Genomic DNA, 21,536 nt, shown 5'->3' with positions numbered 1-21,536 from the left:
AAAAAGTATTTTTCGTTTTATTAAGATAATTTAAGCTATTCTTAAATTATAAACTGCTTTTTAATGTTCAATATTAGCAAGGATGGCTATATGGAAACTGACATCATTACCCGTAAAGTAATTGAGTGCGCGATTGAAGTACATAAACAACTTGGGCCTGGTTTATTAGAGTCTACTTATGAAAGTTGTTTGGTATATGAGCTAAAGCAAGCTGAACTTTCTCCTTTTAATCAGGTTGAATTACCTATTTTATACAAGAATTTATCTTTAGATGCAGGGTATCGACTCGATATACTACTTCCAAGGGAGTTAATTATAGAATTAAAAGCAGTCGATAAGCTTTTACCAATACACACAGCACAGTTAATTACATATCTAAAATTAACAGGTATCAAAACAGGCTTGCTGATTAACTTTAATGTTACTAGGCTGGTAGATGGTGTTAAGCGAATTCAAGTTTAGTATTTCTCTTAGCTTGAAAACTAATTGGAGCCACTGATGTATTAAGGTCAAGCGCCTGCTTACTCAGAGTTGTTTCCTCTAAAGCGAAGCGCCTCTATGCTCTTTGTAGTTCAAAATTATTCAAACTTAATTACATCATAGGCGCTACAGTTAGTTCCCTTGATTAAACTTCTAATTATTAACCTGGTTTTCTCTGTGTAGCGCGCAGTGCCTCTGTGCTCTCTGTGGTTCAAAATTATTAACACTTAATTACATCATAGGCGCTACGGTTAGCTCCCTTGATTAAATTTCGAATAATTAACTTTTGTTTTCTCTGTATAGCGCGAAGCGCCTCTGTGCTCTCTGTGGTTCAAAATTATTAAAGGCGATTACACCACAGTTGCTACAGATAGCTCTCTAGATTAAATTTCAATAATTAATTTTGGTTTTCTCTGTGCAGCACGCAGTGCCTCTATGTACTCTGTGGTTCAAAATTATTTAAGGCGATTACACCACAGTTGCTACAGATAGCTCTCTAGATTAAATCTCGAATAATTAACTTTAGTTTTCTCTGTGTAGCACGTAGTGCCTCTATGTACTCTGTGGTTCAAAATTATTTAAGGCGATTACACCACAGTTGCTACAGATAGCTCTCTAGATTAAATTTCAATAATTAATTTTGGTTTTCTCTGTGTAGTGCGCAGTGCCTCTGTGTTCTCTGTGGTTCAAAAAGCATTTAAGCCGATTGCATCATTGGCGCTACAGTTAGCTCTCTAGATTAAATTTCGAATAATTAATTTTGGTTTTCTCTGTGTAGTGCGCAGTGCCTCCGTGTACTCAGTGGTTCAACGTAGTATATGAAGATCAATCTAGCTAGCTATTTCAACCTTTGTTTTATCGCCGAGTAGGGCTTGGTATTTTTTAGCTAGGGTTGCTTTGGCTTCGTCATCGCCGTGAACTATTTTGATCAACTTCGGCTTCTTTTTCATACCCTTTACAAACCTAATTAATCCCTTTTGATCTGCATGGGCGCTGTAGCCACTGATGGTATGTATTGCAGCGTTTATATAAACCTTTTCGTTATTAATATAAACGTAACCGCCTTTTGGTCCATAGGTTTGAATATCACGCCCTAACGTGCCTTTACCTTGATAACCCACAAAAATGATATCGGTTGTTTTGTCGGGTAAAAACCTCTCAAGGTAATTAACGATTCTGCCGCCGGTGCACATACCACTGGCTGCAATGATTATTGCTGGTTGTTGCCTTGAACTTAAAAAGTTAATGAGTGCCATGTGTTCTTGATGAGTATCAATAGTATGCAGCTGGCTAAAGTCTAACGGGTGCCTACCTTGCTTAATTCTTCTTTTGGCCTCGTTATCCCACAAGGTTTTAAAGTGTTGGTACTCGGCAGTGAAGTTAGCCGCCATTGGCGAGTCTACAATTACTTGTAGCTTATGCCACATTGAATTTTTACGAGCTGAGTAAATTATTTGCTCTAGCTCATAAAGTAGCTCTTGCGTACGGCCAATACTGAATGCAGGAATAAGCATCACGCCATTATCTGCAACAGCTCGCTCTATAATATTTTTTAATACTTTAACCCGTGTCTTACGGCCATCATGGGTTTTATCACCATAGGTAGATTCAATCACAAGTGTATCTGCGCGGTAGGGCGGTTTAGGTGAAGGTAATAACGGTGTATAAGGCGCACCTAAATCACCTGAAAATACAACTCTGTGGTTATTTGGCTTTTTGCCAAGTTCAATCTCTACATAGGCAGAGCCAAGAATGTGGCCAGCACGTTGTAGGCGGATTTTAAATAAAGCTTCTTGGCTTTGGGAGCTCGAGGCTGCTTTTTCGGGGCTGAAGCCCGCACCTACAGGGATGGAGTACCATTTTTTGAAATCGAGGGGAACTATTTGTTGTTTTAGTCTTTTTAAACAAGTTCTAATGATTGCTTCATCTCTTGTTACACCCACTTTTAATGCATCTTCAATGACCATGGGTAATAATTTAGCGGTTGCGATAGAGGTATAAATAGGGCCTTTAAACCCGGCAACAAATAGGTAGGGTATGCGGCCAACATGATCGATATGGCAGTGTGTGACGATTAATGCTTTTACGGTTGATATGTCAAAGTCGATATTGAGATCTTCGTAGCTATCTTCACCCTGAAACAGCCCGCAGTCGATAAGTATTGAGTTGTTGTCGTCAATAATAAGCTGGTGGCAAGATCCAGTAACACCATTAACTGCTCCGTGGTGTTTTATATGCATAATAATATCCTTATTTTTGAAGCATATGTTCAGCATAGAGGTTATTGATTATAACGGCAACGAGTAAAGTTCTACATGCAGTGTCTAGGGTAGGAAGCTTTAGGCCTTAAGTAAGATGATCAAACTCGTTGCAAACAGAAATACGATACAGTAGGCGTGAAATTTATTTTCGCGCAAGAGAGCTTTTTGAACCACAGAGGTCATAGAGAGCACAGAGGAAAAGAAAGAGAGATTCAAATAGTGTTTATCTTCAGCGAAGTATCTCATAATCCTATGTGATCATTTGGTTTCTCTGTGTAGCGCGAAGCGCCTCGGTGTACTCTGTGGTTCATAGTGTTTTTCTCGTAGAGATAAGCTTTAAGTTGAATGTGCATATTCGCCGCTGAGGTGATAGGTGACACCGTAGGCGTGAAATTTACTTCACTCGAAAATATTTGCACAAAGAGAAGTGAACGAGAACAGAAAGAGGAAACCAATAAATCTTTCAAGCTGGTTTCTCTGAAGCGCAGCGCCTCTTAGCCTCTTTGTGATAATTTGTCTTTCTCTGTGCAGCGCGGAGCGCCTCGGTGTTCTCTGTGGTTCAATATATTTTTTGCACAAAGAGAAGTGAATGAGAAGAAAAAGAGGGAATAAAAGATACTCGCAGCGCCTCTTAGCCTCTATGTGATAGTTTGTTTTTCTCTGTGTAGCGCGAAGCGCCTCTGTGTTCTCTGTGGTTCAATTTTTTATTCACAACAAGAAATGAATAAGAAGAGAAAGAGTAAACCAAGAACTTACTTAATTTGTTTTTCTCTGAAGCGCAGCGTCTCGTAATCTGTATGTGATCATTTGGTTTCTCTGTGTAGCGCGAAGCGCCTCTGTGACCTCTGTGGTTCAATATGTTTTTTTGCACAGATAGCACAGAAGCAACAGAACAAATACGCAATTCAAACTCAATAACATTTTTAATAAACTATCCCTCTAAAGCGCAGCGCCTCTTAGCCTCTTTGTGAATTAAAGATCTTTTTTCAAAGGCACAGTATTGAATAGTTGTTCCTAAACTAGTTTCATCGTTTTTAAAAATATAAAAGCCAAAGAAAAAACTTTACCCTTTGTATTAACTTTTTAGATATGAATAGCTAACTAATTTAGTTAATTAATGCTATATTGGCGTTAATTAAAATTCTAAATAGTTCTTCATGGATTCGAGTTATGCTTAAGGCGAACACTTTGATTTTAGGTGGGTTAGCTACGCTATGCGCCCCAACTTTTGCTGCAGACAAAGTTACTGTTTATCAATCGTTTTCTGGTTATTCCGGGCTTATAAACACGCCAAACGCAAGTGTACTCGATAAAGGCATGATCGATATTGGTTACAATAACCAGCTTGATTTACGTGGTGTTCAGTACATGGATGGCCACAACTACATATTTTCTGCAGGCTTGTTCGATGGCTTAGAAGTAAGTGGTCAGATAGCTGCTAATTCAATGCATGATAATATGTTCTACAGCGAAGGGCGTGGCCAACTGCGTGACCTTTCTTTTAATGCAAAATATCAACTACCTTATATTCCAAAAAATTGGTTTAGTGTTGCTGTAGGCGCAAAAGATATTGGTGGTGCAGCAAATAACTACGAAACTTACTACGCAGTTGCTTCAAAAGAGTTATGGGATTTTAGATTTTCGGCAGGTTACTCAGTAAGTGACCGCCTCTCAAGCCAAATGGATGGCCCATTTGCAGGGGTAGAGTGGCAACCCTTTGAGTGGTTTGCTTTACTTGCAGAGCACGACGCAGATGCGTTTAATGCTGCAGCCCGTGTTACCGTTCCTAAAGAATGGCTGTATGACTTAGGCTCGTTAACATTTACTAGCCGTTTTTATAGTAACTCTGACTTTGCTGAAGACGATACCTACTGGGGTATTAACTTTAGCTTACCGTTAAGCCCGCGCGCTGCGAAAATTAAACAATTAGAGCCTGCGCCAGTTACTGTTAACACAGTTGCTAAACCAACGGTTAATGCAACTCGCCAGGTGGTTTATAACGCGCCAAGCAAAGCCAGTAAGCCTACTTATAATGCAAACCAAGCATCGCCGATACAAGTTAATAAAAAGCAAATGAACACCCAAGCTCATGCGTTAAAGCGTGCCTTGGCGAATGATGGCTTTGAAAATGTACTCGTAGGCTATAACAAGCAAAATCAGTTAATTGTTAAATTTGAAAACGCGATATTTAACCAAAATGATATTGATGCCCTTGGTTTGGTGCTTGGTCGCATTGCTGAGTATATCGACAATGAAAGTACGCAGTTTTATGTTCAGCTCGAAAAATACGAAATAGCGCAGTTTAATGTTACTGGTACAATTGGTAACTACAATGCCTTTTTAGCCGATAACGCAAACCCAGATTTAAATGTGAATATGGGTGCAATGGCGATGCCTGCAGGTATCGCCTGGATTGGCCTTACTAAGGCTAACAACCCATACTTTAAACCGCGTTTAACATTGTCACCAGCTATAACTAGTAGCCATGCAACAGAGTTAGGTGTGTGGGATTACTCTTTAGCACTCAGAGCCGATGTTGATGTACCTTTATGGAAAGGAGCAGGTATTGCGCTTGGCGGCCAAGTACATGTTACCGACAGTGATGACTACGAAGAAAACGCTCCATTTAGAAATTACCGTGAAGAAAGCGATTTCGATCGTGCTATGTTTTACCAAACATTCGCGCTGCCTTGGGGCTTTTATAACCAAACACAATTAGGTTATTTAAAAGATCGCTATGATTTTATGGGTATTCGCAACGAAACAGGCTGGTTAAGCCCTGAAGGCCGCCATAAAGTGACTGCAGATTTTGGTTATTTTGAATACGAAGATTACAACGCAAGTAAAGAATATCAAACTGTTTCTTACCAATATAATTGGGTAGAGCAAGATATTACTCTTCACGCTACAGCAGGTAACTTTTGGTATGAAGATTCAGGTGCTCGAGTCGAAAGTCGTTTTTGGTTTGGCGATAGCTACTTAGCCATATATGCAGAAGATACCCGAGTACAAAAAGTGGGTATTGCATTTAGTATCCCGCTTTCACCTAGAAAAGATATGGCAGTATCTAAGTACGGGCAAGTCAAAGGTGCGCCAGCATGGCGTTACGGTGTGAGTACTCAAGTGGGTGAATCGAAAAATACTTTAGTATTTAATCAAGCTTATGTGCCTGCAAGAGCAGTTAATTTAGACAATACGCTGTTTAACCAAGGCCGTATGTCGACCCAATATGTTTACAGTAATCTTACAAGATTAAAAGAAGTGTATAAAAAGTATCGGTAACAATTTTTATAGTGTGATCACTATGTGATTGTACAAGTTTTAGCTATAGTTATTACTTAGGGCTGATTTAATTATCAAGTAAGCCTTAATGATGTTAAAATAGCAGTTGCAAACTGTGTGATTGTTATTTAACCTTTAGTTAATTTTTAAACAGTTTTAGTACCTTCTAGCAATAATAGGTACAATAGGTTAACTAACGACCTTATTTTAAAAAATGTTAATTTAAAAGGAATAAAAGGACTCCCTATGTTTACTAACAAAAAAACGCTACTTGCAATGTCTGTTGCATCTGTTTTTGCTCTTTCAGGCTGTTCAAGTGATGATGACAAAAATGAGGTCGTACCTGATCCGGTTGTTCCACCTGTAGAAGTTGTTGTTCCACCTGAAGCACCAGCTGAGCTTGGCGCTGTTGTAAATGGTAACGTTGTTGATGCTGCTTCTTCTGACGTAGTTGCTTCAACAATCATGTTTTATGAAAATGGTGTTGCAAGTACTAGCCTTGTGGATGTTGATGGTAATGTACTAACTTCTGTTGAAACTGAAGATGGTAGCTTTACTTTTCAATTAGCTGATGGTGCAGACGTAGACTCTGTAACAGCTGTAGTAATGGCTGATACCTACGTACAAAAGTCTTTTTCAATTGACCTTGCTGACTTAAGCGAAGGTGATGTGCAAGTAGAGCTTCCGTTAGTGTCTCAAAGCACTGATGGTGTTGCAAACCAAAGCGTTGACGCATCTGTATCTGGCGGTGCTTCTGCTGAAGCAATCACTGGTGGCGTTGCAGATGGCAAAGCGACTGCTGCAGTTACAGTTCCTGCTAGCACTACTCTGTTAGATGCAAATGGTGATGCAATCACTGGTTCTACAGTAACGTTGGAAGTAACAGCAGCAGATACTAGTTCTTCTGCAGGTGCAGCAATCACTCCAGATGGTTTAAACTCTGAAGATTCTGAGACAATCTATACTCCTGTTGGTGTTGCAAGCGTTGAAATGGTTGACAGCAATGGCACTAAGGTTAAGAAGTTTTCTCAGCCTATTACAGTTTCAATGGCTATCCCAGCTGATAAAGGATTCACTACTGGTGATGAGTTAACTCTTGTTTCTCAGAATGAAGACACAGGTGTATGGACTACTGAAACTCAAAAAGTTGAAGTTAAAGACTTAATTGCGGATGGAAGCTTCTACAATGCAAGCTTTGAAACTGACCATTTAACTTTCTTCTCTGCAGTCAAAGGCTCAACTTATTGTTCAGCAGGCATTCGAGTGCTTTTATCTGGTGACGATGTTCCTGCGTCAGGCCTATTTTTCCGAGTGGAGTCTACAGATGGTTACGGCTCTCTTCGTGTTCGAAGCGGCACTTCTACGTTAAATGCTCGTTACGTACCTGGTGTATATGATGGCGCTACTGCACGTGTAACTCTTCGTGATGTTGAAGGTAACCTTTGGTACGATTCAGTTGATGAAGTTCCTGTATGTGGTGACGTAAATGTGACGCTTGCTGCGCCTGTTGAGTATGTAGATGAGACTCTTTCTTTAACTGCTCAATGTAGCAACGATGCTGATGTTTCTATCCCTGCATCTGGTGCGCTAGTTAAATACAGTCTTTCTGGCAAATCTAAGAAAGTTGCGCGCTCTACAGGTGAAGCTGGTCAATACACTTTAGCAAACCTTGTTTCTGGTGAGCAGTATACAGTTACAGTTAAGTATAAAGGTTCACTTAGTTCAATTGGTGACCAAACTTACACTATCACTGCTGATGGCACTGCTGAGTCTCAAACTGAACAACTTACTTGTGATGTTTCTACGGGTGTAACTGGCGGCTAATTAAAGTTTGTTAGTAAAATTGAGGGTTTAACCCCTAAATAAAAAGCCGCTTTAAGCGGCTTTTTTTTGTCTGAATTATAGTAGCAGCAAGCCTGAGTTGTATTGTTTGTTAGTGCGGTGCTCGTTCGCTGCAATTGCGGCGAATGCTAGGTGAACGAACGAGATGATATTCACAAAGAGAAGAGAATGAGAAGAGAAAGAGGTAACCAAAATATATATTGTCTACCTCTTAAGCGCAGCGCCTCTTATCCTCTTTATGCGATTAGATGCCTTTGATGTAGGTCGTGCTTTAGCGCGAAAATACTTGCACAAAGAGAAGTGAATGAGAAAAGAATGAGGAAGTGATAATCATGCTTTTTGTTTTCTCTTAAGCGAAGTGCCTCTTGGTCTATTTGTGCGATTAGATGTCTTTGATGTAGGCGTGAAATTTATTTCTCGCAAAGAGCTTGATTGAACCACAGAGGACACAGAGAGCACAGAGGAAGCAATTTATAGAATCAGATATGCACAGTGCTGTTTTTAGGTAATGTAGTAGGTACTTTAGTGCCGAAGTCTTTAGTGTAATTCACAGCTAAAGCCTTCCTACGAATTAAAGAACCTTTGCACAAAGAGAAGTGAATGATAACAATGCTCTTTGTTTTCTCTTCAGCGCAGCGCCTCTTATCCTCTTTGTGCGATTAGATGACTTTGATGTAGGCGTGAAATTTATTTCGCGCGAAAATATTTGCACAAAGAGACAAGAATGAGAAGTAAAAGAGGGAACCACAGGATCATTTTTACTTCTTCTTCAGCGAAGCGCCTCTTAGCCTCTTTGTGAATTAAAGATCTTTTTATAACCACAGAGGACATAGAGAGCACAGAGGAAGAGAAGAAGATTTTATATTGGTTTCTCTGTGTAGCGCGAAGCGCCTCGGTGTTCTCTGTGGTTCAAATATGTTTAAAGAGTAGCCATCAGCTTTCAGCTGTCAGTTTTGAGCCGGAAGGTGTTGTTTGTTAGGCCTTTACCAAAGACCTGCTTCGTAGGAGGTACTTTAGTGCCGAAAATATTTGCACAAAGAGAAGTAAAAGAGAAGAGAAAGAGTAAAGCAAAGAGTACTCCCTCTAAAGCGAAGCGCCTCTCATCCTCTTTGTGAATATAAAACCTATGCTTTATTTATCTCTAAAATCGCTTTTAACGTATGTTCTTTTTCAAGAATATCGCGATAAAGAGCAAACTGGTTGCGGGCGCGTTCTAGGTTGTGGTTTGCATGCTTAGTGGCAAAGTAATTATCGCCATCAATAAAGTCTGTTAAAAAGCGCAGGCCAATCATGAATGTCATGACTTTAGTGCCTAACCAGAAGCTTTCTTTTTCGGCGTCGGTGATCACATCTTGCAGTGGTTCAACATAACCTTTAACGATAGCGGCGAAGATCTCTTCACGAACGCGTACATTATTTAGGTTCGTAGAGTCTTCTTGCTCAGGTGAGCAGAAGGTACGTACCATATCACCAAAATCAAATAACCAATAACCAGGCATACAGGTATCTAGGTCGATGACTGCTTTTGCATCATCTGACTGCGTGCAAAAAAGCATGTTGTTGATTTTTGTATCGTTATGACAAGGTCTTAAAGGAATGTTACCTTCAAGCTGTTTTAACTCATCAACCAAACCTTGCTGAGCTAAACAAAAATCGATGTCATCTTGGCAAAGTGCCACACGGTTTACAGAGTCTTTTTCGATGACTTTTTCAAAGGCATCAAAACGCATCGCTAAGTTATGAAAATCAGGGATCACATGATGAAGCTGTTCAGCCTGAAAGTCTTGTAATGCCAGCGCGAATTGGCCAAATGCATTGGCTGCAGTTTGTGCTTGCGAGATAGTTGCTACTACATCTTCACTATAACTGCCGCCAATAAATTCGAGTGCACGCCAAACACCTTGATCGTATTCGACTAAAAAGTCACTTTCGATAGTTGGAACATGACGAATAATTTCGAGGCTGTACTCACCATTGCAGTGTTTTTCACTCAGGTGCTGCTCAATTAGTCGTGCATTTTCAACTAGCTGCTCAGGGTTAGGAAACACATCGGTATTTAACTTTTGCACAACCAAGGCGTTTTCTTCTGATTTAAGTAACATGGTTGTGTTGATGTGGCCATTGCCAATTGGCTTTAGCGTTACGTTATCTGTGCTTAAGCCAAAGTGCTCAGAAAGATAAGTTGCAACAGGATTCGACTTCATTAATTTTCCATTACTTATTTTTTGCTAGAAGAGGCAAGGGTTAATCGTTTAGCTTACGACGTAACTGACATAAAGTGTGTGCTATTGCATCCAATTCAGCTTTGTAGGTCACGCCATACCATGGCTCTTTTGCAGTATAAACGGTTACAGCTTGGCGGTTATCTTTAATCGCAAGTTGTATCTCATTGGGTAAATAGTACTCTTTAATGACACCGTTGTCAGTATTTTCTAAAAACTCAGTAAAGCCTTTTTCTAAGTCATTAAATAAACTCGGTGTTATTCCCCAAAAGCTCATTGAGCCAAGGGCTTCATCGGCTATTTTTAACCTTTCACTTTGTGGATTGTTACCCTTTAAAACGTTATTTTTGAGTTTGATGTCTAGGTATTCGACCACATCGGTTAAATGCTGGTGGCTATCAACAGAGCATACACCACGGTTTACGCCACCTTCTTCGGATAGGGTATCTTTTATTGGGTAACCTACCATCGCCCAATTGCTATGCTGTTTGAAGTGTTCACTAATAATTGCAAAAGAAGACTCGCCATAATAATCATCGGCGGTAATGACAATAGCAGGGTTATTTACATAGGGTTTTGCGCAAAGTAATGCATGACCTGTACCCCAAGGTTTTTGGCGTTCAGTGGCTAGATGCTCATAGCCGTTGGGCACTGCACTAATTTCTTGCTCAACTAGGATTACTTCGAGCGACTCAGGCAGGCGCGGTAAAATCGTTGCTTCAAATTCAGCACGAATTTTTTTATTAATGATGACCACCGCTTGGCTCACACCTGCTTTAACTGCATCCTGAATACTGAGTTCCATGATGGTGCAGCCCAGCCCTGGTATTTCGGCAATTTGTTTGTTTCCGCCAAAGCGGCTACCCAGCCCGCCAGCTAATACGATTAAAGTAAGAGAGTGTTGTGTCATCGCGAAAGTTAAATAAAAAACAAAGGAAAAGTGTACCAGAAACAATCACGCAGGAGGAAGGGGAGCTTTAAGCTATCAGCTGCAAATTTTGAGCTGAGCGGTATTGTTTGTAGGTCAGACATAGGTTGATGAAATGGCGCTGTATGTCAGACGCGCCAAGCAAGCGTGACGCCTACGTTTGATGTAGGCGTGAAATTTATTTCGCGCGAAAATTTTGATTGAACCACAGAGGACACAGAGAGCACAGAGGAAGAGAGATTCAAATAGTGTTTATGTTCAGCGAAACGTCTCTTTATCTCTTTGTGATACTTTGGTTTTCTCTGTGTAGGGCGTAGGCCTCTGTGTTCTCTGTGGTTCAAATATTTTTTGCACAAAGAGAAGAGAATGAGAAAAGAATGAGGGAGTGATAATAATGTTTTTTACTTCCTCTAAAGCGTAGCTTCTTTGTGCGATAAGGTGTCTTTGATGTAGGCGTGAAATTTATTTCGCGCGAAAATATATTTACGAAGAGAAGTGAATGAGAAGAAAATGAGGAAGTGATAAAAATTTTTTTGTTTTCTCTTAACCGGAGCGCCTCTTGGCCTCTTTGTGAATTAAAGATCTTTTTCTAACCACAGAGGACACAGAGAGCACAGAGGAAAAGAATTTATAGCCATCAGCTTTCAGCTGTCAGTTTAAAGCCGAATTGTGTTGTTTGTAGGTCAGACATAGGTTGATGGAATGGCGTTGTATCTAAGACGCGCCAAGCAAGCGTGACGCCTACGTTTGATGTAGGCGTGAAATTTATTTCGCGCGAAAATATATTCACAAAGAGAAGAGAGTGAGGAAACCACAAGATCATTTTTTATTTCCTCTAAAGCGTAGCGCCTCTTGGCCTCTTTGTGAATTAAAGATCTTTTTCTAACCACAGAGGACACAGAGAGCACAGAGGAAGAGAGATTCAAATAGTGTTTATGTTCAGCGAAGGTCTCTTTATCTCTTTGTGATAATTTAGTTTTCTCTATGTAGCGCGTAGCGCCTCTGTGTTCTCTGTGGTTCAAATATTTTTTGCACAAAGAGAAGTGAATGAGAAAAGAATGAGGGAATCACAAGATCATTTTTTACTTTCTCTCAAGCGAAGCGTCTTATGATCTCTTTGTGATACTTTGGTTTTCTCTGTGTAGCGCGTAGCGCCTCTGTGTTCTCTGTGGTTCAAATATTTTTTGCACAAAGAGAAGAGAATGAGAAAAGAATGAGGGAATCACAAGATCATTTTTTACTTTCTCTCAAGCGAAGCGTCTTATGATCTCTTTGTGATAATTTTGTTTTCTCTTAACCAGAGCGCCTCTTGGCCTCTTTGTGAATTAAAGATCTTTTTCTAACCACAGAGGACACAGAGAGCACAGAGGAAGAGAGATTCAAATAGTGTTTATGTTCAGCGAAGGTCTCTTTATCTCTTTGTGATAATTTAGTTTTCTCTATGTAGCGCGTAGCGCCTCTGTGTTCTCTGTGGTTCAAATATTTTTTGCACAAAGAGAAGAGAATGAGAAAAGAATGAGGGAATCACAAGATCATTTTTTACTTTCTCTCAAGCGAAGCGCCTCTTAGTCTCTTTGTGAGTAATAGCAGACGCGCCAAGCAAGCGTGACGCCTACGTTTGATGTAGGTGTGAAATTTATTTCGCGCGTTATCTTGTAGGTCGTGCTTTAGCGCGTCATTGATGAAACGTACATAATATCTTGTCGCCATAAATGACGACATTAACAAAATCGCATCTCGCACCTCGCACCTCGAACCTAATAGCTTCATATTTACGTTGGTGGTATATTCTCTGTGTGGTGTTTAACCCTTTTAGGTAGACGATTAATGGCAAAAGATAGATACGCGCCAAAAGCTGTTGGCGATATTATGGCGGGCTTAAGTGGCCGCTTGGCATCTTATGCTGGAAAAACCCAAGGCTTGTCTTCTCAACAAACCATTCTTGATGACTTTTTAGGTGAAACGCTTTCAAAAAAATGCCGAGTAAGTAATTACCGCGATGGTACTTTGATGATCGAAGCGGTTTCGGCACCGATTGCACTGCGTTTAAATTACTTAAAAATGGATATGCTTTCGCATTTTCGTGCTGCTGGTATGGTAGAGCTTGGGCAAATTAAAATTACTGCCAACCCACAAGCAACACAGCGCTTATCAGCAACAAATAAGCCAGAACAAAAACCTGTTTCTAAACGTCAAATGAGCGAACAAACAGCCGATTACCTCAGCGCCATCGCCGCAGACGCCCCTCCTTCTTTAAAAGCCAAGTTAGAGCGCTTAGCCCAACACGGGCGGAAAAAATAATTAAAGCCATCAGCTTTCAGCCGTCAGTTTTGAGTTGTCCAGTATTGCCTGTTGGTTATGTGTTGATGTGCATGATTCGCGTTGTATGATAGGCGCGCCAAGCAAGCGTGACGCCTACGTTTGATGTAGGCGTGAAATTTATTTCGCGCGTCAGATCTTTCAGTGAATGAGAAAGAAATAAGAGAACCACAGGTTCATTTTTTTACTTTCTCTAAAGCGCAGCGCCTCATACCCTCTTTGTGAGTTGAAGATCTTTTTTCTAACCACAGAGGACATAGAGAGCACAGAGGAAGAGACCATAACCTCTTTGTAAATATTAGTTTCTCTGTGTAGCGCGCAGCGCCTCTGTGTGCTCTGTGGTTCAAATATTTTTTACACAAAGAGAAGTGAATGAGAAGAGAAAGAGTGATCCAAAAAAATATCTTAATTTATTCCTCTTAAGCGCAGCGCCTCTTGGCCTCTTTGTGAATATTAATCTACTTCGCTTTTTTCTCCCCTGATCTTGATTTTATTTCGATTGTCGCCATATCTATTCAGTAATCTTGTTTTCACCTATTTTATGGGGTTAGATCAAAGATTATGGCTGATTTTTAAATTTTCTTGCTGAAAATCCATATCTTCACACACAGAAGGTTTGATGTTGCGCAGACTCTGGTATGATAGCGCACGAAATAAGCGGTGTTTTGAACAGCGTAATGATAAATTGTTAATTAATATGCCCTACATCATGAGCATAAGCGCATATTAATTATCAATTGAAGAAAGTGGGTTAGCTAATGACTAGCTAACAAAGAATACATTGTAACGGTTTTATCATGATATCTAATTTATTTACCAAGATTTTTGGTAGTCGCAATGACCGCACTATTAAAAACCTAAGAAAGACGGTCGCTCTAATTAATGCGCTTGAAAAGCAATTAGAAGCGCTTTCTGATGAAGATTTAAAAGCAAAAACAGCTGAATTTAGAGAGCGTTACGATAACGGACAAAGCCTAGATGATATCTTACCAGAAGCATTTGCTGTGGTACGTGAAGCATCTAAGCGTGTAAATGGCATGCGTCACTTCGACGTACAGCTACTAGGTGGTATGGTTTTACATCAAGGTCGCATTGCAGAAATGCGTACCGGTGAAGGTAAAACACTAACAGCTACATTACCTGCATACCTTCGTGGTTTAACAGGTAAAGGTGTTCACGTAATTACCGTGAACGACTACCTTGCAAAACGTGACGCCGAAACTAACCGCCCATTATTTGAGTTCTTAGGCCTAACAGTAGGCTGTAACGTACCAGGCATGATGCCACAGCAGAAGAAAATCGCTTACGCTGCCGACATCACTTACGGTACAAATAACGAATTTGGCTTTGATTATCTACGCGATAACATGGCATTTAGCATTGAAGAGCGTGTACAACGCCCACTTTACTACGCTGTAGTGGATGAGGTGGATTCAATCTTAATCGATGAAGCGCGTACGCCGCTGATTATCTCAGGCCCAGCAGAAGACAGCTCTGAGCTTTACATCGAAATCAACAAAATTGTGCCTGACCTAGAGCTACAAGAAAAAGAAGATGAAGAAGGTGTTGAAGGCGACGGCGATTACACGATCGATGAAAAGTCTAAGCAAGTTCACTTAACTGAACGTGGCCAAATTAAAGTTGAAGAATTACTAATTGAGCGCGGCTTAATTCAAGAAGGTGATTCACTTTATTCAGCTTCAAGCATCACATTATTAAGCCATGTGTATGCGGCACTTCGTGCTCACAAGCTTTATCAAAAAGACGTTGATTACGTTGTTAAAGAAAACGAAGTTATTATCGTTGATGAGCACACAGGCCGTACAATGGAAGGTCGTCGTTGGTCAGAAGGTTTACACCAAGCTGTTGAAGCAAAAGAAGGTGTACGCATTCAAAACGAAAACCAAACATTGGCATCAATCACATTCCAAAACTACTTCCGTTTATACGACACTCTAGCGGGTATGACAGGTACAGCAGACACAGAAGCGTTTGAGTTCCAGTCTATCTATGGTCTAGACACAGTAGTAATGCCAACTAACAAGCCGATGATCCGTGACGATCGTGCTGACCTTGTATACCTAACACAAGAAGAAAAGTACGAAGCAATCCTTGCTGATATCAAAGATTGTCAAGAACGTGGTCAACCGGTACTTGTTGGTACTATTTCTATCGAAAGTTCTGAGTACTTATCGCAGTTCTTACGTAAAGAAAAAATTAAGCACAACGTACTTAATGCTAAATTCCACGCGCAAGAAGCAGACATCGTTGCCGATGCCGGTTTACCTGGCACAGTAACTATTGCAACTAACATGGCCGGTCGTGGTACTGATATCGTGTTAGGTGGTAACTGGAACAGCGAAGTTGAAAAGCTAGAAAACCCAACTGATGAACAAATCAAAGCGATTAAAGAAGAGTGGCAAAAACGCCACGATGCAGTAATCGAAGCGGGTGGTCTACACATCATTGGTACTGAGCGTCACGAATCTCGTCGTATCGATAACCAGTTACGTGGTCGTTCTGGTCGTCAAGGTGATGCTGGTTCAAGCCGTTTCTACTTATCAATGGACGACGCGCTAATGCGTATCTTCGCTGGTGAGCGCATGACTAACATGATGCGTAAACTAGGTATGCAACGCGGTGAAGCGATTGAGCACCCTTGGGTTAACCGCGCAATCGAAAACGCACAACGTAAAGTTGAAGCACGTAACTTCGACGTTCGTAAACAATTACTTGAGTACGATGACGTAGCAAACGACCAACGTCGTGTTGTTTACTCGCAACGTAACGAGCTACTTGAAGAAGGCGATATTTCAGAAACTATCACTGCAATTCGCGGCGATGTGCTAAACGGTGCGATTGACCAATACATTGCACCACAAAGCTTAGCTGAAATGTGGGATATCCCAGGCCTTGAAGAGCGCTTAAAACAAGATTTCTTAATTGAGCTGCCAATTTCACAATGGCTAGCTGACGATAGCAAACTATACGAAGAGAAACTTCGTGAGCGTATCGAAGAAGCGGTTGAGCAAGCATACAAGCAAAAAGAAGAGATGGTAGGCGAGTCTGTACTACGTCAATTCGAAAAAGCGATTATGCTACAAAGCCTAGACCAACATTGGAAAGATCACTTAGCAGCGATGGACCACCTTCGTCAAGGTATCCACTTACGTGGTTACGCACAGAAGAATCCTAAGCAAGAGTACAAGCGTGAGTCTTTCGAGCTGTTCTCTGAAATGCTTGAGAACTTAAAAGTCGACGTTGTGAGTATTTTAAGTAAAGTACAAGTTCGCGCGGAAGAAGATGTTGAGAAAGTTGAAGAGCAACATCGTCGTAGCGAAAATGCACCACGTGAATACCAACACGAAGAAGCTGAGCACATTGGTGGCGAAACACCTGAAGGCGCTGTGGTAACACAACGTGCAGAACCTAAAGTAGGCCGTAATGAGCCGTGTCCTTGTGGTTCAGGTAATAAATATAAGCAGTGTTGCGGTAAATTAAAATAACCAAAACACGGTGATAAAAAGCGACGCTTGCGTCGCTTTTTTTATGATTAAGGAAACAACAAATGACTAAAAAAGTAGTGCATGTTGCTGTTGGCGTTATTTATAAAGATCAGCAATTATTTATTTGTAAGCGCCCAGATGACAAACATCAAGGCGGCTTATGGGAATTCCCTGGCGGCAAAGTAGAGCAGGACGAAAGTGTATTTGCTGCGCTACAGCGCGAGCTGTTAGAAGAAGTGAACCTAACCGTAAATGGCAGTGAAGAGCTGATGGTTATCGAACATGACTATGGCGATAAATGCGTACGTTTAGATGTGCACATTGTTGATGATTTCACAGGCACGGCCCATGGCGCAGAAGGCCAACAAGGCAAATGGGTCGCACTAAGCGAGCTTGATGATTACAGCTTCCCAGCCGCAAATGTTGAGATTATCGAAAAGATAAAACAGAAGTACGAGCAGTAACAGCCGTCAGCTGTCAGCTGTCAGTTTTTAGCCAAAGCGGCATTGTTTGCGGGCTCTTTATTAATTTGCAGACTTGGTGCTGAATGTAAGACGCGCCAAGCAAGCGTGACGCCTACGTTTGATGTAGGCGTGAAATTTATTTCGCGCGAAAATATTTGCACAAAGAGAAAGGCTAGCCATCAGCTTTCAGCTGTCAGTTTGAAGCCGAATTGTGTTGCTTGTAGGTCAGGCTAGGTTGATGGAATGGCGTTGTATGTAAGACGCGCCAAGCAAGCGTGACGCCTACGGTGTAGGAGGTGTTTTTAACGCCGAACAGCTTTGTTTTATTCACGGCTAAAGCCGTTCCCACGTTGATGTAGGCGTGAAATTTATTTCGCGCGAAAATATATTCACAAAGAGAAAGACTAGCCATCAGCTTTTAGCTGTCAGTTTGAAGCCGAATTGTGTTGTTTGTAGGTCAGGCATAGGTTGATGGAATGGCGTTGTATATAAGACGCGCCAAGCAAGCGTGACGCCTACGGTGTAGGAGGTGTTTTTAACGCCGAACAGCTTTATTTTATTCACGGCTAAAGCCGTTCCCACGTTGATGTAGGCGTGAAATTTATTTCGCGCGAAAATATTTGCACAAAGAGAAGTGAATGAGAAGAGAATGAGAAAGTGATAATAATGCTTTTTTGTTTTCTCTTCAGCGCAGCGTCTCTTTATCTCTTTGTGATAATTTGGTTTTCTCTGTGTAGCGCGCAGCGCCTCTGTGCTCTCTGTGGTTCAATATGTTTTGCACAAAGAGAAGTGAATGAGAAGAAAATGAGTAAGTGATAATAATGCTTTTTTGTTTTCTCTTCTGCGAAGCGCCTCTTAGCCTCTTTGTGAATTATCGAAATATTTCGCGATGTAAAATCGCGCCTACAATGCTACCGCTAATCTCCCCCTCCCATCGCTCAAAAATGCGGCTTATCTTGTTTTGATAAGAATTGTTACATATTCGGTTTTATTGTTTCGCTTGAGAGGTTTATTATGGTGAAAGCGAAAAACTAATGATTAATTAGGTTTGCTAGTTTTTCGATAAATACATCAAAAATAATTAGTACGGGACTCCCATGAAAAAAGTAACACTTACCGCGGCAAGTATTGCACTAGCCCTCGGTCTTGTTGGTTGTGGTGAAAAAGAACAAGAAACTAAAGCTCCAGCAACTGCGACCGTAACTGAAGCAAAAGCACCTTTAAATTCAGGTATTGAACTGGCGAACATGGACGAGTCAGTTCGCGCACAAGATGACTTTTACTATCACGTAAACGGCGAATGGTTAGAGAAAACAGAAATTCCAGGTGATAAATCAAACTACGGTTCATTCACTCAGCTTTACGATGATTCGCAAAAAGCGATGAAAGAAGTACTCGAAAAAGCGGCGGCAAATAAAGACGTTAAGCCAGGCTCTGACGAAGCTAAACTAGCTGCATTCTATAACAGCTATATGGACGAAGCAGGTCGTGAAGCGGCTGGTATCAAGCCATTATCACCAGTGCTAGAAAGCGTTGATGCAGTTAAGAACAAGTCAGATCTTGTTGCTTTAATGGCTGAACTTCGCATTAAAGGCGGCAGCTTACCGTTTGGTTGGTACGTAAACAACGACGCGAAAAACTCTAGTGAAAACGCGATGTATGTTTATCAGTCAGGTTTAGGTTTACCAGATCGCGACTACTACCTAAAAGATGAAGAAAAATTCACAAAAATTCGTGAAGCTTACCAAGCATACGTAACAGCTATCTTAAGCAAAGCCGGTGTAGCAGATGCAGAGTCTGCGGCTAAAGCAATTATTGATCTTGAAACAAGCATTGCTGATGCGCAGTGGAGCCGTGTTGAAAGCCGTGATGCGACTAAATCTTACAACAAGATGAGCGTTGCAGATGCTAACAAACTTACTGGCGACTTTGATTTTGCAGCTTACCTTGATGCATCAGGTATCAAAACTGAAGATGTAATCATTCGCCAACCTAGCTACCTAGAAAAATTTGCTGGTATCTACAACGATACAGACTTAGCAACGTGGCAGAACTATCTTAAGTTCCATTTTGTTAGCAACTACGCTCGCCTATTAGATAAAGAGCTAGTAGACCTTAACTTTGATTTCTACAGCACAACACTTCGCGGTGTAACAGAGCAATCTCCACTTTGGAAAAAAGCGGTTGATGCATCAAACGGTGTACTAGGTGAAATTCTAGGTAAAGTATACGTTAAAGAAAACTTCCCGCCTGAAGCGAAAGCGCGCATGGAAGAGTTAGTTGATAACGTTATCAAAGGTTATGCGGTTGCGATTGAAAACCTTGAGTGGATGAGCCCAGAAACAAAAATCGCGGCTAAAGAAAAGCTTGATAAGTTCACACCAAAAATCGGTTACCCAGATAAATGGAAAGACTACTCAGCACTTGAAGTTAAAGGTGGTGACTTAGTAGGTAACTACATTCGCCACAGCGAGTGGGAATATGCAGACATGACTGCAAAACTAGGTAAGCCAGTTGACCGTTCTGAGTGGCACATGACACCACAAACAGTAAACGCTTACTACAACCCTGTGAACAACGAAATCGTATTCCCAGCGGCTATCTTACAACCGCCATTCTTCAACCTAGAAGCTGATGACGCTGTTAACTACGGTGCAATCGGTGCGGTAATCGGCCACGAATTGGGTCACGGTTTTGATGACCAAGGCGCGAAGTACGATGGTGACGGTAACTTACGTAACTGGTGGAGCGAATCAGACCTTAAACAGTTTGAAGAGCGCACAGGTCAGCTAGTTGCTCAGTATAACGAGTACAAACCATTTGAAGATGCAAGCGTAAATGGTCAGCTTACATTAGGTGAAAACATCGGAGACTTAGGTGGCTTAACAGTTGCTTATACGGCATACCAGTTATCACTTGGTGATGAAAAAGCGCCAATCATTGATGGTTACACAGGTGATCAGCGTTTCTTCATGGGTTGGTCGCAAATTTGGCGTCGTAAATATCGTGACGAAGAGTTACGTAACCGCCTAATGACAGACCCTCATTCACCAAGCCATTACCGTGTAATTGGTATTCTTTCAAACATGCCAGAATTCTATCAGGCATTTGATGTGAAAGAAGGCGACAAAATGTATATCAAACCAGAAGATCGTGTAAAAATCTGGTAATTGATTATCGATTTTAAAAAAGGCTCTGAGTGAACGCTCAGAGCCTTTTTTGTTTGGAGCTGTCAGCTTTCAGCCGTCAGTTTTGAGCCGAACAATGGTGTATGTTGTACTGCGTTTGTTTGCTGATATGGCGGCGAGTGCTAGAAGGTCGGGCAAAAATTTATTCACAAAGAGAAGTGAATGAGGAAACCAAAAAATCCTTTGCTTACCTTATCAGCGAAGCGCCTATTAACCTCTTTTTGAGTTAAAGATCTTTTTCTAACCACAGAGGACATAGAGAGCACAGAGGAAGAGAAGGGAGGTTTCTCTTAAGCGCAGCGTCTCATGATCTCTTTGTGATACTTTGGTTTTCTCTGTGTAGCGCGAAGCGCCTCTGTGTTCTCTGTGGTTCAAATATGTTTTGCGCAAAGAGAAGTGAGCAAGAAGATAAAGAGGAAACAAAAAATACTTTGTTTCCCTCTAAAGCGAAGCGTCTCATAATCTCTTTGTGCGATTAAATATCTTTGATGTAGGCGTGAAATTTATTTCGCGCGAAGGCAATTAAAGCATAATCGCATCTTTTAGATACTGGAATAACTCTTTGTAAGCTTTGGCTGGTTTTTCTGCTTTTACTTCTTTTGCGGCGCTGCGCACTAATTGGCGCATTTTTTGGCGCTCAAGAGACGGGTATTGATCAATTGTTGAATTGATCAGGTCGTCACCTTGTTTAATCAAATCATCGCGCAGGGTTTCGATTTTGTTCATCAAAACATCCGCTTGGTTGTTTTTGTTAAGCATGATGTCGATCATCGCTTGGATTTCATCAACGTTTTCTGTGGTACGTAGTACTTTTGCGATGTAGTTTAAGTTACGACGGTAAGCATCGCTCTTATCACTTACTTTATCAGAAACAACAAGGGCTTCTTTTAATTCGTGATTAAGTGGTAAACGATCGCGTTGCTTTTTCGGCATTTTTGCAATTTCAGCACCCAGACCATGATATTGCATGGCTTCACGTTTTAATTCGCTTTTTGATACGTAAATAATTTCTTCTTCAATAAGTGGCTTTTTCTTCTTCGCCAT

Annotated in this window: 11 protein-coding genes; 7 read left to right on the top strand and 4 right to left on the bottom strand. The window is 41.0% G+C overall.

The features are described 5' to 3' along the window. The first annotated feature begins 90 nt into the window (after positions 1-90). On the top strand, positions 91-462 hold the full coding sequence (locus KQP93_RS15320) for a GxxExxY protein (RefSeq protein WP_217875093.1): 372 nt from the start codon (positions 91-93) through the stop codon (positions 460-462). 848 nt (positions 463-1,310) lie between these two features. Here the strand turns inward: KQP93_RS15320 and KQP93_RS15315 are convergent. Next, a complete protein-coding gene (locus tag KQP93_RS15315) occupies positions 1,311-2,720 on the bottom strand; it encodes an MBL fold metallo-hydrolase RNA specificity domain-containing protein (RefSeq protein ID WP_217875092.1) in 1,410 nt (469 codons plus the stop codon). 1,191 nt (positions 2,721-3,911) lie between these two features. Here KQP93_RS15315 and KQP93_RS15310 point away from each other — a divergent pair. Then, entirely contained in the window at positions 3,912-6,023 is a 2,112-nt protein-coding gene (locus KQP93_RS15310; RefSeq protein ID WP_217875091.1) for a YjbH domain-containing protein, read from the top strand. A gap of 246 nt (positions 6,024-6,269) precedes the next feature. After that, entirely contained in the window at positions 6,270-7,847 is a 1,578-nt protein-coding gene (locus KQP93_RS15305) for a hypothetical protein (RefSeq protein WP_217875090.1), read from the top strand. Positions 7,848-8,989: 1,142 nt separating this feature from the next. Here the strand turns inward: KQP93_RS15305 and KQP93_RS15300 are convergent. Further along, positions 8,990-10,069, bottom strand: a complete 1,080-nt coding sequence (locus KQP93_RS15300) for a phosphotransferase enzyme family protein (RefSeq protein ID WP_217875089.1) — start codon at positions 10,067-10,069, stop codon at positions 8,990-8,992. Between the two features lie 40 nt (positions 10,070-10,109). After that, a complete protein-coding gene (locus KQP93_RS15295; protein WP_217875088.1) occupies positions 10,110-10,997 on the bottom strand; it encodes an NTP transferase domain-containing protein in 888 nt (295 codons plus the stop codon). Between the two features lie 1,845 nt (positions 10,998-12,842). Here KQP93_RS15295 and KQP93_RS15290 point away from each other — a divergent pair. The 4 genes from KQP93_RS15290 (at position 12,843) to KQP93_RS15275 (ending at position 20,474) form a co-directional block, all read left to right on the top strand. Beyond that, positions 12,843-13,316, top strand: a complete 474-nt coding sequence (locus KQP93_RS15290; RefSeq protein WP_055022438.1) for a DUF721 domain-containing protein — start codon at positions 12,843-12,845, stop codon at positions 13,314-13,316. Positions 13,317-14,131: 815 nt separating this feature from the next. After that, complete coding sequence (secA, locus tag KQP93_RS15285) at positions 14,132-16,840, top strand: preprotein translocase subunit SecA (protein WP_217875087.1); 2,709 nt, start codon at positions 14,132-14,134, stop codon at positions 16,838-16,840. Positions 16,841-16,902: 62 nt separating this feature from the next. Beyond that, positions 16,903-17,304, top strand: a complete 402-nt coding sequence (gene mutT, locus KQP93_RS15280; RefSeq protein WP_217875086.1) for an 8-oxo-dGTP diphosphatase MutT — start codon at positions 16,903-16,905, stop codon at positions 17,302-17,304. A 1,097-nt stretch (positions 17,305-18,401) separates the two neighbouring features. Next, positions 18,402-20,474 carry a M13 family metallopeptidase gene (locus tag KQP93_RS15275; RefSeq protein ID WP_217875085.1) on the top strand — a complete coding sequence of 691 codons (2,073 nt, stop codon included), beginning with the start codon at positions 18,402-18,404 and terminating at the stop codon, positions 20,472-20,474. 540 nt (positions 20,475-21,014) lie between these two features. Here KQP93_RS15275 and yjgA read toward each other — a convergent pair. Then, positions 21,015-21,536 carry a ribosome biogenesis factor YjgA gene (gene yjgA, locus KQP93_RS15270; RefSeq protein ID WP_217875084.1) on the bottom strand — a complete coding sequence of 174 codons (522 nt, stop codon included), beginning with the start codon at positions 21,534-21,536 and terminating at the stop codon, positions 21,015-21,017.

It is taken from the genome of Pseudoalteromonas shioyasakiensis, from assembly GCF_019134595.1.
In the GTDB taxonomy this organism is placed as follows: domain Bacteria; phylum Pseudomonadota; class Gammaproteobacteria; order Enterobacterales; family Alteromonadaceae; genus Pseudoalteromonas; species Pseudoalteromonas shioyasakiensis_A.
The sequence above is the reverse complement of the archived record's forward strand: the minus strand, read 5'-3'. Positions and strand labels throughout refer to the sequence as shown.

What these genes read in the sequence shown, in the direction of transcription:
- KQP93_RS15320 (WP_217875093.1), top strand. Translation starts at nt 91, where the DNA reads ATGGAAACTGACATCATTACCCGTAAAGTAATTGAGTGCGCGATTGAA.
- KQP93_RS15315 (WP_217875092.1), bottom strand. Translation starts at nt 2,720, where the DNA reads ATGCATATAAAACACCACGGAGCAGTTAATGGTGTTACTGGATCTTGC.
- KQP93_RS15310 (WP_217875091.1), top strand. Translation starts at nt 3,912, where the DNA reads ATGCTTAAGGCGAACACTTTGATTTTAGGTGGGTTAGCTACGCTATGC.
- KQP93_RS15305 (WP_217875090.1), top strand. Translation starts at nt 6,270, where the DNA reads ATGTTTACTAACAAAAAAACGCTACTTGCAATGTCTGTTGCATCTGTT.
- KQP93_RS15300 (WP_217875089.1), bottom strand. Translation starts at nt 10,069, where the DNA reads ATGAAGTCGAATCCTGTTGCAACTTATCTTTCTGAGCACTTTGGCTTA.
- KQP93_RS15295 (WP_217875088.1), bottom strand. Translation starts at nt 10,997, where the DNA reads ATGACACAACACTCTCTTACTTTAATCGTATTAGCTGGCGGGCTGGGT.
- KQP93_RS15290 (WP_055022438.1), top strand. Translation starts at nt 12,843, where the DNA reads ATGGCAAAAGATAGATACGCGCCAAAAGCTGTTGGCGATATTATGGCG.
- secA (WP_217875087.1), top strand. Translation starts at nt 14,132, where the DNA reads ATGATATCTAATTTATTTACCAAGATTTTTGGTAGTCGCAATGACCGC.
- mutT (WP_217875086.1), top strand. Translation starts at nt 16,903, where the DNA reads ATGACTAAAAAAGTAGTGCATGTTGCTGTTGGCGTTATTTATAAAGAT.
- KQP93_RS15275 (WP_217875085.1), top strand. Translation starts at nt 18,402, where the DNA reads ATGAAAAAAGTAACACTTACCGCGGCAAGTATTGCACTAGCCCTCGGT.
- yjgA (WP_217875084.1), bottom strand. Translation starts at nt 21,536, where the DNA reads ATGGCGAAGAAGAAAAAGCCACTTATTGAAGAAGAAATTATTTACGTA.